This window comes from Enterobacter sp. E12, assembly GCF_014596715.2.
Lineage (GTDB): Bacteria > Pseudomonadota > Gammaproteobacteria > Enterobacterales > Enterobacteriaceae > Enterobacter > Enterobacter bugandensis.
Map to the genome: position 1 here is coordinate 628,201 of NZ_CP115601.1, position 13,233 is coordinate 641,433.

Annotated in this window: 14 protein-coding genes; all 14 read right to left on the reverse strand. The window is 56.9% G+C overall.

Annotation, left to right across the window (positions count from 1 at the left end):
- Positions 1-118: 118 nt before the first annotated feature.
- Positions 119-1,075, reverse strand: a complete 957-nt coding sequence (locus IB212_RS03040) for a spore coat U domain-containing protein (RefSeq protein WP_041911306.1) — start codon at positions 1,073-1,075, stop codon at positions 119-121.
- Positions 1,066-3,354 (reverse strand): fimbria/pilus outer membrane usher protein, encoded by a 2,289-nt coding sequence (locus IB212_RS03045; protein WP_223239750.1) that lies wholly within the window; start codon positions 3,352-3,354, stop codon positions 1,066-1,068. Before IB212_RS03045 ends, IB212_RS03040 begins: the two co-directional genes overlap by 10 nt.
- Positions 3,275-4,051, reverse strand: a complete 777-nt coding sequence (locus IB212_RS03050; protein ID WP_041911304.1) for a molecular chaperone — start codon at positions 4,049-4,051, stop codon at positions 3,275-3,277. Before IB212_RS03050 ends, IB212_RS03045 begins: the two co-directional genes overlap by 80 nt.
- Positions 4,052-4,053: 2 nt before the next feature.
- Positions 4,054-4,548 (reverse strand): spore coat protein U domain-containing protein, encoded by a 495-nt coding sequence (locus tag IB212_RS03055; protein ID WP_028015413.1) that lies wholly within the window; start codon positions 4,546-4,548, stop codon positions 4,054-4,056.
- Between the two features lie 178 nt (positions 4,549-4,726).
- Complete coding sequence (locus IB212_RS03060; protein ID WP_041911303.1) at positions 4,727-5,365, reverse strand: EAL domain-containing protein; 639 nt, start codon at positions 5,363-5,365, stop codon at positions 4,727-4,729.
- Between the two features lie 180 nt (positions 5,366-5,545).
- Positions 5,546-7,837, reverse strand: a complete 2,292-nt coding sequence (opgB, locus tag IB212_RS03065; RefSeq protein ID WP_041912067.1) for a phosphatidylglycerol--membrane-oligosaccharide glycerophosphotransferase — start codon at positions 7,835-7,837, stop codon at positions 5,546-5,548.
- Positions 7,838-8,105: 268 nt separating this feature from the next.
- Positions 8,106-8,588, reverse strand: coding sequence for a DUF2501 domain-containing protein (locus IB212_RS03070; RefSeq protein ID WP_041911302.1), 483 nt, complete (start codon positions 8,586-8,588; stop codon positions 8,106-8,108).
- Between the two features lie 84 nt (positions 8,589-8,672).
- The gene (dnaC, locus tag IB212_RS03075; RefSeq protein ID WP_028015417.1) at positions 8,673-9,410 is read right to left on the reverse strand and encodes a DNA replication protein DnaC; all 738 of its coding nucleotides are present in this window, start codon (positions 9,408-9,410) and stop codon (positions 8,673-8,675) included.
- Positions 9,407-9,952: a primosomal protein DnaT gene (dnaT, locus tag IB212_RS03080; RefSeq protein WP_028015418.1), complete on the reverse strand. Its 546-nt coding sequence runs from the start codon at positions 9,950-9,952 to the stop codon at positions 9,407-9,409. The genes dnaC and dnaT overlap by 4 nt, the downstream gene beginning before the upstream one ends.
- A gap of 147 nt (positions 9,953-10,099) precedes the next feature.
- Positions 10,100-10,528, reverse strand: coding sequence for an organic hydroperoxide resistance protein (locus IB212_RS03085; protein ID WP_013095463.1), 429 nt, complete (start codon positions 10,526-10,528; stop codon positions 10,100-10,102).
- An 84-nt stretch (positions 10,529-10,612) separates the two neighbouring features.
- A complete protein-coding gene (locus IB212_RS03090) occupies positions 10,613-11,065 on the reverse strand; it encodes a MarR family winged helix-turn-helix transcriptional regulator (RefSeq protein ID WP_041912066.1) in 453 nt (150 codons plus the stop codon).
- A 41-nt stretch (positions 11,066-11,106) separates the two neighbouring features.
- A complete protein-coding gene (locus IB212_RS03095; protein WP_028015420.1) occupies positions 11,107-11,748 on the reverse strand; it encodes a TetR family transcriptional regulator in 642 nt (213 codons plus the stop codon).
- Between the two features lie 67 nt (positions 11,749-11,815).
- Positions 11,816-12,289, reverse strand: a complete 474-nt coding sequence (locus tag IB212_RS03100; protein WP_041911301.1) for a threonine/serine exporter — start codon at positions 12,287-12,289, stop codon at positions 11,816-11,818.
- Entirely contained in the window at positions 12,280-13,056 is a 777-nt protein-coding gene (locus IB212_RS03105; RefSeq protein WP_028015422.1) for a threonine/serine exporter ThrE family protein, read from the reverse strand. The genes IB212_RS03100 and IB212_RS03105 overlap by 10 nt, the downstream gene beginning before the upstream one ends.
- Positions 13,057-13,233 lie beyond the last annotated feature (177 nt).

Below are 13,233 nucleotides of genomic sequence, written 5' to 3' on the forward strand. Positions count from 1 at the left end.
GTTGTAATAAAAACAGAGATAATGAATGAAAAAAGGCTTACGCCCTCAAGGCTGCATTGCTGGCTATTTTAACGCCACTGTTACCGATAACATTGATCCAGACAGGTTTTTGGGTGATTTAATAAGTCAGCGTGATAATCACGTCATCAATAAACTCCCCGGTACCGGTTAGCGGCTGTGCCGGGACCTCGCCGTAAACGGTGTAGTTCTGGGTGCCGCCTGCAGGGTTGGTGACCTGCAGCGCATCGCCGCTGCTTTGATCTCCCCAGCGTTGCGTGGCCGCCTCATCCTGCCAGAGACCGTAGCGCAGGCAATGACCCTCGCTGTTGCAGAGCTGCCGCTGGTTACCGCTGGCATGGTTGCCTTTTCCCATGGCAAGGGTGAACGCGGTTCCGGCCGGACAGCGCGTGGTGAGGGTGGCGGAGGATCGCGTCGGGCTCAGGGTAGCGGTGCTGGTCAGCGTGCCGAAGTTAAGCGGCGTCACGCGCTCGATGTAGCACCCCTGGCTGATTTCGGCCTGCGCGCTGGTGCCGCCCTGCACCTGCTCCCCCTCTGCGGAACCGTCCGAGCAGTTTTGCAGCGCGTCCTGGCGCAGGGCGCTGTGCCAGGCGATGCGCAGATTCATGTTGTAGTTGTAATAGTGATAGGCCGGAAGCTGGCTTTGCCCTGGCGGAATGGTAGCGATAAGCGGAAAGGTACCGCTGACGTTGGCATTGCTTTCCGCGGCGAGGGTCTGCTGAATCAGGTTCCCGTTGCTGACAGGCCCCAACTCCTGAGAGCGCGCTGCGCCGTTAAGCAGGCGGAAGAGAAGGGTGTACTGTTTCCCCTCCTGATCTCCCTGGGAGATCATCTCAAAGGGCGGGGCGTCTACGCTGCTCAGGCAGACGTTAATATATTCCGTCCTGCCCTCATTGTCGGCCTGGCAGCTAAATTTGACCTCGGTGTTGACGGAGGTGGTATTGCCCGCCACGACGTTGCCAAAGTTAATGGCGGGCATGGAGGTTATCCAGCAGGCTGCCGCCATCGCCTTCACGGACAGGACGAGCAGCAATAATAACGGCGCTCTTAATGACACAGTTGTTCTCCGATATTCTGTATAGATGACGCGGTACGGGGCGCCGGAAGCGTGACCCGGCACTCTCCCTCACCGGTCTTCACCACCAGTTCGCCCGGCAGGGGCGGATCTTCAAGCCAGATAAAGCCGTCGCGTCCTACGATGGTGGCACCCTGCGGCGTTGACACGACGCTGCCCAGCGGGAGCGGCCTGCGGCGGCTGTCGACCAGCCGGGCCTGAACCGTGACGGCGTGATGGACGTTAAACTCGACTTTCACCGCGCTGCTGTTGCCCGGTCTGGCATGCATGTCGGTAACAGGGGCGATCACATCGGCGGGCAGATCGAGCGGGTTAATGCTGACTTTGCTGTTGTGGTAGCGCGGCAGGTCGGTCAGCAGGAGATAACCGTCTTCATCCGTTTCACCGGCCGGGCGGTTTTCCAGCATTACCGGTACGTGCCCAATGCCGTGCGTGGACACCAGCGCCATGCCCTGCTGGATGTAGCGCAGCGGGTACAGGCTGCCGTCCAGCAGCGTCAGGCTGCCTTCGGCGGAGGCGTACTGGTTGCCCTGGCTGGCACCTTGCTGCAGCCCAACGTGCCATTCGCCCGCTCGGCCCAGGTAGCCGACGTCCGCATATCTTTCACGTCGTTCGCCAAAGCCCTGGCCCAGCTCCCATGACCAGCCGCCGGCCTCATCGTCCGGCTGGTGGCGGTAATCCATGCGCGGCGTATCCCGGCTGACCTGAGCGGAGAGCGTGTCCTCGCGACCCAATGGGACGGAAAGCAGTAGCTGAACGTGGCTCGACGCGTCCGTAAACGAGCGGGTGTAGCTCAGCGTGGTGGAGATGTGTGCCGGCAGCGATACCGACCAGGAGGCGTTGAGGTAACGCTCTGTGCTGCCCTGAATGTTCTGCTGTACCCAGCCCGCGCCCACGGTACCGAAGTGGGGGATGGACTGGCTTACCCAAACGCTGTCGCTGCGTCTGACGGGCGCGGCACCGCTCATGCGGGCGTTGTCGGCGAAATCCGCCTCGGTACGGACGGTGCTGGCAGAAATGCTCGTTCCTCTGCCGTTCCACTGCCAGCCAAGGCCCCACTGAACGCCCTGCCCATAAGGGCTGTCGCTCACGGCAACGTGCTGGCTGACCACCCCCAAGGCGGGAGAGACCAGCCAGTCGGTGCCCATACCCACGTTGCGCAGCCTGCGCTGCTGTTCCGTATGCAGCGCCAGCGTCAGGCTATTATTCACCCCATAACGCCAGCCCGCGTCCAGCAGCGGCGAGGCGGCATAGTCGTCGGAGCGCAGGGCGTAGTTTTCGCGCATCCAGCCGATGTCCAGCGAACCGCTGCTGAACCCTTCCGCCAGCATGCCCGGCGCGCCGTAGAGATCGAGCTGTACGGTGCGACGCTGGCCGTTGATATCGGTAATGACTACCTCCGCCTGTCCGCTTCCGGTGAAGGAGGGCAGGGTATCCAGCAGAAAGTCTCCCGGCGTGACGCGCTGGCTGCTCTGCTTAAGGCCGTCGATATACAAATCGACCGTGGAAGGCAGCACGGCCGTGTCGCTGTAGCGGCTGCGCGGTTCGGTATTGAGCTGGGGATTGAGCTCAAAGTTACGTGCCCAGTGCAGCCCGCCAAAGCGCACCTGTCGGCTCCAGCCGGTGCCGGTGGTGACGCTGTCGCCCAGCGCCAGCGTGGTCAGCGAGTCGGTGTTGTCCCACTGCCAGCGGGTTTCGAGACGCGTATGGGTCGGTCGACCGGCGCTGTTTTCCTCCCCGATATGGCTTGAAAAACTGCTGCTGAACGTTCCGGGTAGCCCACCGGACGCGGTCAGCATGGTCTGGGCGTTAAGCTGGCGCTTCCCTTGCACGTCGCTGGCGTAGAGCGCATATCCGAGCGTATAGGCGTTAACGGGCTGCGCATCAGGATAGCGGTACATCGGCGTGGGCCTTGAGATGTTCAAATGCTGCTGGCCCTCGAGCGCGTCTGCCTCTGCGGTAATCGACACCTGCTGGGACAGCACGTCGAGATTGACGTTCAGGCCCGGCAGGGACGTCAGCTCAACCCACTCGGCGCGATCGTCCGGGGCGTGAAGCCCCAGCTTTTTCATGTCGCTGCGGCTTATCCATAGCGCATTATCCACCACCCGGCAGGCCCATAGCTCGCCTCGCGGGGCGTGGTTCACGGTAATGGCCAGCCATTGCACGGTGTCAGCGGGCTCAGTCCGGGCTGACAGCATGAGCGGTAGCCAAAACAGGAGCGCGAGAAGCGAGCGGGCGCAGGGGTATCTGGCTGGCATGATGGTCATCATTAAGATAGACGCGCAGCGAGCTGAGCGCGTGACGTGTGGGCTGCTTGAGCGATAAAAGGGCGGTTTGTCCCGGGAGCACATAGCCCGCCAGGCCTTTAATCGACCCGACAACCTTCCCATCGGCCGTCAGGGCCTCAAGGTGGCTCAGGCGGATGTGGCGGTTTCCGGCGTTAAAGCAGCGGAGAGTGGCCGGTATGTCTGCCTGCTCACAGCTCAGGGCATCGTGGCTGACGGGCGCGCTCTGGCTCCCGGCAATAAACACCGGAATCGAGTAGCGCAGCAGGAAGTGTACCGCGGAGGGGGGGGCGGCACGGGACGCGGCGTCCGGCAGTTCGTCAATAACCAGCCGGTAACTTTGCTCCTGCGCACGGATACCGGGCTGCATGACAATAATGCGCACCAGCTGCTGCTGGCCCGGCGCCAGTGAAGTCATCGCCGGGCTGGTGACCACCTCCCCGGTGGACACCAGCACATCTTTACCGTTTTTTTGCGTCCATTCGTATACCCGAATCTGCGCATTGATGGCCGCTTTCCCACTGTTTGTGAGATAGACCGCCGCTGCCCGCTGGTCGCTCTGCAGATCGAGCGTTACCGGGGCCACCTGAAGCGTGGCGGCCAGCGCGTAGCGCGACAGCAGCGCCAGCATCATGAGCCACAGAATGAAGCAGGGAAGGTAGCGACGCACGATCAGTACTCCAGTTTTAACGTGATATCGTCGCTGTAGTTCCCTGCCTGGGCGGTTGTCAGCGCCCCGGCGTCAATGACGCCATACAGCGTTTCTTCCTGTTCCGCACCGTTGCCGGTATCGTCCAGACCAGTCGTCTCGTTGATTTGCTTCTGTTTGCCTTCGTCAGCAAAGAGTTTCCACGCAATCTTCTGCGCCCCGGTTTCGCCGTTTTCCGGCTTCAGCCAGAAGGTGCCGCTTTCGCCGTCGGGGCTGGTGGCGGTGAGGGTGAACGGCGTGCCGTTGGTACAGACGATATCGACCTGCGTTTTGGCCAGGATTTCGCTCGACTCATCGGAGCCGTGACGCGAGAAGTTAAGGTCGTTGGCTTTGAGGGTGCAGGACTTTACGACCTCAAGTGATACATGCATCGTCGCGCTTGCGGTACTGTCTGCGGCGATCGCAGCAGCAGGAAGCAGGAGCGCGGAACAACATACAGCGGTGGGAATAATTTTCATGATCTTATTTCCTGACGTGAGTAACAGTGCAATTACAAAGCGAATGACTGAGCGTCCAGCAGGCAGCGTTTTTGATGGCATTCCGCCAGGGTATGGCAGCAAAAAGTGGGGCAAGGCCATAAGCAGGCGTTGCCGCGCAGAACGATGACCCGATCGCCAGCATTCAAAATGAAAGGGGTCATTTTCTCCCCCACAGATAGCCCTGGCCGTAATCGGCCGCGCTCGCGCAGGCCAGCGCGAAATCACCCGCGGTTTCGATGCCTTCGATCAGCACCTTGCTGGCGACGCGCTTGCACTCGCGGGTGAGATGCAGAAACTTCGCCTGCTCGGTCCGTCCGTTCCAGAAGGTATGTTTGTCAATTTTGATGCCGCAGAAGCGGATCTGGCTGGTCAGCAGGTCGGGAAGTAGGTCTTCGCAGACATCGTCTGCCCACACTTCTATCCCCCACTGATGAAGCGTCGCGATGCATTTCCTCAGCGCCTGGCTTTGCGTAACGTCGAGTTGGACCATCGTATGGAGATCGGTGATCTCGATAGCAAGTTTCTCCGGGCACGGGGTTTCTTCTTTTAGCCTGTCGAGGAAGTCCGTTTCCAGCAGTAAATCCGATGCTGCATTGAGGTAATACTTGTCGCCATCCTTGCAAAACATGGCGTGACGAAGCTGCGCAAAGAAGTGCGTTTTACGCTGCGTCGCCGACATCGAGCCAAAGTAATCTTCAAGATTGACGTTGGGCTTTGCCGTGGACAATACTTCCCAGGCAATCACATTTTCACTGCGCAGTGCCCGGATGGATTCGAACTTATAGCCGGTTAGCATGATAAACGTGCGTAACGCTCCGTGGTGATTTCAGGAGCTTGGAATTTTACGGATCTTGATTTTGGCGGGATATTTATAGATAAAAATGGCTGGTATAAAGTGTTTTAATCTAATTTATAAGGATATTATAGGATTATTTATTTTCATAAGCGCCCGGCAGAACGCCGGGCGAGACGCGTCTTAACCCGCTTTGCTGACGATTTTGATTTCGACCATGCCGATCCCGAGCTGGCGCGGTGAATGGCCGAGAATATTTCCTTCATTGGTGGACTGCGGGTCCGGCGGTACGATCACTAGGGTATTGCTGCGCGAAGGATTCTCAAAGTGCAGCGTGTGCGTGCTCACGTCGTTTCCAAGCGTTAACGTCTGCTCCCGATCTCCCACGCGAACGGGGACGGGCTTGTTGGCATTGGGTCCATAAGCCCTGGCCGTAATCACCAGATCAAATTGCTCCGGCAGCGGATGGGTGTACTCAATTTTCACCTCGTTGCCCAGCTGCGCGTTTGACCAGCGTCCCCACGACTCCGGACGGGAGATGCCGCTAAACTGCTTCACCTCTTCGGGCGCGCCGGCCACGTTAAAGATAAAGCTGTCCGCTTTATAGCGGATGTCGTTGTCGACGATTTTCAGCATGTCGATGTTGTGCTGATAGCGAGCCGTATCAATTACCGTATCTTTAAAGGCGGTTTTGCCTTTCCACTGGGCTTTGTCGACATGCTGCACGGTTTGCTCCCCGCCAAGCTGGCCCTGAGAGACGCACCAGTCCGTAGAGAGCGCCAGCGGCTGCGACCAGAGCTGACCCATTTTGTAACAACGGTCAATCCAGACGAAGTTATCGCGAGGGGCGAAATCGGCCAGCTGGAAGCGCAGCGGCGCGGAATACTCGCTTTCCGGCAGCGGTTCGACGCGACTATCCGACACGCGTACCAGCAGCGGCAGGCGGAAGTTGCTGCCCGAGAAGGCAATGGTGTTTTTATCCCGATCGACGGTGAAGTCTTTCATCTCTTTCGGGAAATTCCACAGGCGGATGATGTCGGGCTTCCAGGCGAGGATCTTTTCCTTCATGTTGAGGAACACTTCCGACAGGGATTGCCCCGACAGCGTGCTGCGCCCGAGGCCAATAAAGTTGTCGCCCCCCAGAATGTCCAGCACGGTTGCGCCGTTATCCATGGAGTTGCGTTTGGTGGCGATTAACTCCTGCTGCGGCTGGTCGCCGCGCAGCACGAAGAAAAGATTGCTGCGATCCTGCTTGCTGAGCTGGTCCCACGCGCTGTTTTTCATTGCCAGATGGTCAGACGATACGACGATGACGGTGTTTTTAAACCAGGGAGAGGCTTTGATTTTCTCGACCAGCGCGGCGATGTGCTCCTGGCTACAGGTCACGGCGCTGAAAGACTTGTTGTTTTTGCCGTCCACGTCATAGCTTTTTCGCTTACAGCTGCGCGAGACGAACCCGTCCGGATGGTGCGTATCTACCGTCAGCGCAAAGAGAGAAAAACGCTTCCCTGCACGGGAAAGTTCCTCGAATTTCTTCCAGGTTTCGTCCAGCACCGTATCGTCATAGAAGCCCCAGTCGTTGCGGTAGGTGGGATCGGCAACCGTCGTTTTTAACTCTTCTGAGCCATACAGGTGGTCAAAACCGTGGGATTTCAGGAACACATCTTTTCCGGCAAAGCGCAGGTTTGCTCCCTGCATAAAGTAGTTTTCATAGCCGGAGTTTTTCAGGATATCGCCCAGGCAAACATTCTGCGGGAAGAACGTCGACATCGAGGCGGAGGCGTTGCCTTCAAAAGGTGCGAACAGCGGGATACCGCACTGGGAGGCCACCATCCCGGCGATAGTGTAATCCGTGCCGGGTAACTGCATGGTGTGGCTGAAATCGAGACCTTCGTTTTTCAGCGCGCCCAGTTCCGGCGTGAGGTTCGGAAACGCATCGTTATCAAAGTAGGTGCGCTCCAGGCTTTCACCGTAGATGTAGACCAGATTGAGCTTCGGGTTGGCGATCGTTTTCGACGGCTCTTTATAGTAGGCCACGAAGTCCGGATCGCCGTCGCGCGACTGGGATTTTACAAGCTCGGTGATCTGATGAAACGCGGGGCTGGCGTCAACGGAGGCCAGCGCCAGGAAAAGCGCCAGCAGGCTGTAGCCATGATGGTGAGGAAGATGGCGACGGCGGCGCAGCACCCAGGCGAGCGCGCCGAAAATCGTCACCAGCGCCACGATCAGTCCCAGCCCCGGAAGGATGTATTTACCTACTCCCGCGCCCGTCAGGCTGTTCGTCAGGGTGTAGAGCACAGCATCGTTAATGCCGTCGCCGGTGAAGTAATCGCTGGCGTATAAGGTAATGTTTAAAACGATAAAAATGCCGAGCACCACCAGCGTGGCGATAAACCACCAGGTGTTACGGCCGGCTTTCCAGGCATAAACGCCGACGGAAGCCAGAAAAAGGATAAGAGAGATGAATTCTGACAACAGCATATCCTCATGACGCCAGGTGCTTCGCTGGCTAACTGTTTATTTTTGGTAAGACAATGTAATGGCGATGTCGTTTAGCTGCAATTTTAGTGTCACGAAAGTGTGCTGTTGTTAGGATTTGGTTTATAAAATCGTTTTTATGAGGATGGTCGCATCCTGACAAACGGACGCTGAGACGGTGGCAGGTAGGAAAAACGCTCGTTTAACGCCGCGATGCAAGCCTATCGCATTAAACGCGGCGTGTTGTGGCAGAAAATGGGGCGGATCAGGAGATGAAATTAACGCCTTGTTTCAGCACCAGATCGCAGGCTTTGGTTTTCACCTGTTTTGCCAGGGCGGAGTTGCCGAGGGTGCTCAGGTTAAGCTGTTGGCCGTTTTGCGCGTTAAGCAGGCCCTGAATGCCGTCCATATAGCTGGTATCCGCTTTTTGCTCCTGCGTGTCGAGACCCAGTTTACCCAGCACCTGGTTTTTCACGTTTTGCGCGTCGGTCACCGAGGCCAGCTTTTGCTTAGCGCAATATTCCAGAATCCCCGCCGCGTTGTTCATCGTGCCCGCGCTCAGGCTCTGGGAACTGTTGCTCAGCAGGCTGGAGAGAGAAGAGGCCGAGAGCCCGCCCTGGGCGCTGCTGCTCTCTTTGGTCAGCTCATTCGCTGCGCTTGACAGGGACTCCTGCCACGAAGCCGCTTGTGCTGCGCCGGTAATCAGCATCGCGCCTAAAAAGGTGCTGATAAGAATCTGTTTTTTCATAATGGCTTTCTCAAAAAGGTCCGTTTTGGGCCGGAAGGGGTTCCAGTATATACCTGCGCCCTGCTGGCGATTCCTGGAACTGTCTTAATACTCTTTGCCGGTGACGCGGCTGCGGTAACTGTCCCAGTCGAAAATGACATACAGACTGTTGCCCAGCTTCATGCGGTCCATGACGCGTTCACCCAGTAAGCGGGTCATCTCGTCAATGTTGTGGTTCGTCAGCATCCCGGTGGGACGTTTGGACGAAGAGCGGCGATCGACTATCTGGTTAATAATGACCTTTTCATAACGGGATTCGGTCTGAACGCCAATCTCGTCGATGACCAGTAGATCGACATTGCTCAGATCGTTAAGAAGCTGCTCTTCGCTGGTTTCACGGTTGCTGAAGGTGTCTTTCATGGCGGACATGATATCGGCCACGGTGATGATGAGGACCGATTTACCGCGCAGAAGCAGTTCGTTGCAGATGGCGGCCGCGAGGTGGTTTTTACCTGTGCCCGGCTTGCCGCTAAAAATGAAGCTGGCGATATTGCCGTCAAATTCATCCACGTACTGACGCGCGGCGGCGAGCGCGTTCATCTGCCCGCTGGTCTCAATTTTATAGTTATCAAACGAGCAGTTCTGATGCAGGGGACGAATACCGGAGCGGTTAAAGGTGCGCTGCATTTTCATCGCCCGGTTTTCGCGGGCGAGCGCGGCGGCACGAATTTTACCTTGCTCCTTTTGCCACGCCAGCAGCTCTTCACCCGTGGTGAAGGCGGGCTTCACGTTGGCTGGCATCATTTTTTGCAGACGTTTCATCAGGTCGCCGACGTTCTTCATTTCGCACCTCGGAATCCACTCGGGATCTGTTTATCCGGTTCTGAAAACGTGTTGATATCGCGCTTAGGCTGGCCATTGTTACTGGCGCGGGTAATTTGAAGATGACGCGCGAGCTTTTGCTGCCACTGAATGTGGGTGAACACTTTGCCTTCCGCCTGCCACCAGGCGATAAACGCGGCGAGTTCTTCCGCGGTGGCTGGCTGGGTTAACGCAATGCCCCACAATGCTGCTTGCCGCTGAAAATCTGCGTCAGGCTGCCAGCCCGCGTACAGGACAAATTTGCCCATCGGAACGGTTAGCGGGGTATTAACCGGTTCTTCAAAAAACTGGTTATCCAGCGTGACGTCGCTTGCCGGACGTGACATCTGCGCTTCGATCTCCAGAAGCTGCGCCAGACGTTCCGGCGTGATTGCGTAAAACGCCGGCGCGTTGTCGGCAAAAACCGCAACCGTGCCGCCTTCGGCGTGGGTCAACACACCGCGTGGGTCGCGCATAAAGGCATCAATGCCAGCAATGCTGGTGGTCAGGATTCTGGAGGACATAACGCTTACTCAACTGATTACTACGGGCGTGATATGGGCTTATGGTAGCACAGAGAGGGGAGGGGATGGAGGGGATTTCCCCGGTGGCGCTGCGCTTACCGGGGCTACAGTCGTAGGCCTGAAAAGCGCAGCGCCATCAGGCAGTTATCACGCGATGATATTCAGGGTCACGTCGATGTTGCCGCGGGTCGCGTTAGAGTACGGGCAAACGATATGCGCCGCATCGACCAGCTTTTTGGCTTCCGCAGGATCCATACCTTCAACGTGGATATTCAGTTTTGCTTCGATACCAAAACCGGTCGGCAGCGGGCCGATACCCACTTCGCCTTCAATAAACGCTTCTTTTGGCAGGGTAAATTTGTCGCGAGCCGCCACAAACTTCATCGCGCCCAGGAAGCAGGCAGAGTAACCCGCAGCAAACAGCTGCTCAGGGTTCGTGACTTCTCCACCCATACCGCCCATCTCTTTGGGCACGCCCAGTTTAACGTCCAGAACTCCATCGGAAGAGGTCGCGCGGCCGTCACGGCCCCCGGTTGCTTTTGCTTTGGCGGTATAAACAACTTTTTCTAAAGACATGGCAGGTTCCTCATCTTGCTTTAATGTGTGCTATTAAATAGCGTGCGATATATATGGGTAAATAATAACGCGTAAAGTATAGCCTTACGCGCGTTGAATCTGTTGTCGCAAAAGTTCCAACTGCTGCTTGAGCGCCAGCATGGTGTCGGTATCACACTGTGCGGCGCACCCCACCGCGTGTGGGATACCCAGTGCCTGCTGCTGAAGTTCACGTCCGGCTTTAGTCAGCGTGACGGCGACCTGACGTTCATCTTTACGCGAGCGGTGGCGGTTGATTAGCCCTGCGCTTTCCAGACGCTTCAGAAGCGGCGTCAGCGTTGCGGAGTCAAGGAACAGCCGTTCACCGATGTCCGACACCGTCACGTCATCCTGCTCCCACAGCACCAGCATCACCAGATATTGCGGGTAAGTCAGGTTTAGCGGCGCCAGCAGTTGCCGGTACAGCTTATTAAGCGCCAGATTTGCCGAATAGAGGGCAAAACAGAGCTGGTTATCCAGCAGGAGCGCAGCGGTCGTGTCGTTCGTTTTTGCGTTCATGAAATGAATATAGATTGTGCGCGATTTAATTGCAAGCAATTTTAGGGGCAGGTATAACGCAGCGCCACCTGAACGGCCATTTTACGGTAGTGCTGGCGCTGGGCCTGCTCGTCTGCACCCTCTTCAAACAGCAGGGTGAAGGTGTAGCTGTTGGCAACGTAGTGAAAGCTGAAGCTACTGATCAGACGATGAAGGTCGCGGGCGTCAACCGTCTGGCTGAAAAGCTGTTTTTCTTTGCCCCGGCGCAGGATGCCTTCCAGCAGGTCGAGCGCGCTGCGGTTGACCTGCCGCAGATAGTTTGACTGCTGCATAAAACGGCCGCGCTGCATGTTTTCCATGCAGATAATACGGATGTAATCCGGGTGGTCGGCATGATAGTCAAAGGTGGCTTCAACCAGATGGACCAGCGCTTCGACGGGAGGCATATCCGCCAGGCTAAGCGCCTTTTCACTGGCGCGAATTTGGGTGTAAACGTACTCCAGGACGAGCAGGTAGAGATTTTCTTTGTTTTTAAAATGGTAAACGACCATGCGTTTGGTAGTACCTGCTTTCTCCGCGATCTGCTCCATGCGGGCGCCGTTCAGTCCAAATTCGGCAAACAGCGCGATAGCGCTCTGAAAAATTTTCTCTTTCAGGCTCGATTCTTCACTGTGATCGGGGTGTTCGCTGCCAGAGTTAGCCACATCCTTTCCTTATTTTTACCAAACGGACCAGAAAGATTATCTCCACGGCAGCGAAATAACACAAATATCAAACGCGCGGGCGTTTGCGGTAGAGCCATAGCCCGGGTATCGACAGCCCGATAGAGAGCGCACCGACGATGGAGGACGCCTTAAGAAAGTTGCTAAGGAGAAGGATCATCTGCGGCTCGGTGTAGCCAAAATGGCTGATTTTCACCGCGGAAATCATCGCCGTATAGGCAGATATGCCGGGGAACATCGGGATAACGGCGGCGACGGTGAACACTTTCGGATGCGCCAGATACCAGCGCGACCACTGAATACCGATGCTGCCGACCAGCATAGAGGCGATAAACGTCGACCATTCGATGTTAAAGCCCGCCGTCATCATCACCATTCGCGAGCCGTGGCCAATTGCGCCCAGCAGCGCACACCACGGCAGAGCGCGTTGCGGAACGTTAAATACCATCGCAAAGCCGACGGCAGGAATGGCCGCCAGGGCCATGTCCTGTGCCAGCGCCAGCAGAAAATCTATCACGCCCATCCTCGTAACCCCCACAGCGTCATCGCCATCACCACGCCGATGCAGGTCGCCAGCGTCAGCAGGCTGGCGATAGCCCAGCGTGCCAGCCCGGTATTGATGTGCCCTTTAAACATGTCGGCAACGGCGTTAATCAGCGGGAAGCCCGGCACCAGCAGAAGCACGCTGGCGGCCATCGCAATCGTCGGGGTAGCGGCAAACTGCGGCAGGCGCAGCAGCAGGCCAGACACCGTAGTGGCAACAAACGCGGTAATGCAGAAGTTAATTTGCGGGTGCAACTGCCGGTGCGTCAGCAGCTGGCGCACGTACATGGCGATGCTGCTGGCGAAAAAGGTGACGATCGCGCCGTCCCAGCCGCCTTTATTGAGCTTACAAAAACAGGCGCATGACAGCCCCACCATGAGCACGACCAGCCAGCGTGGATAACGTAATGGCTTGATTTGGTTAAAACGTTTTTCAATCTCCTTGAGATCGAGAAGCTTATGCTCAGCCAGGATGACGATGTGCTGGACCTCGGTTACAACGTGCATATTAATGCCGCGGTCGTGATTTTTACGGGTGGACGTAAGACACTGCCCGTCTTTAATGGTGGTCAGCACAATGGCGTTGGACGAGATAGCGCTCTCAACGCTGTCCATCCCCAGCGCCAGCCCCAGCCGGGTTGAAAGCTCCTCGACCAGCGCGCTTTCCGCACCGTGCTGGAGCAGAAAAAGACCGCACTGAATACAGAGCCGCGTGATAGCACGCTGCGTTGACCGATCTGCCTGCATGTATTATCCCGAAGATAAGGTGAATAGTTGCCGGTTGGCCCGTAATGCCTACTTTTAGCACAAAGTGCAGTGGCTCTTGCTGTGGGTCAGATCAAGGTTTATGCAAACAGTTACCCCCCTCGTCACGACGACTTACAGGATTAATTTATTAATACGATGAATTATTAATTTGAAATA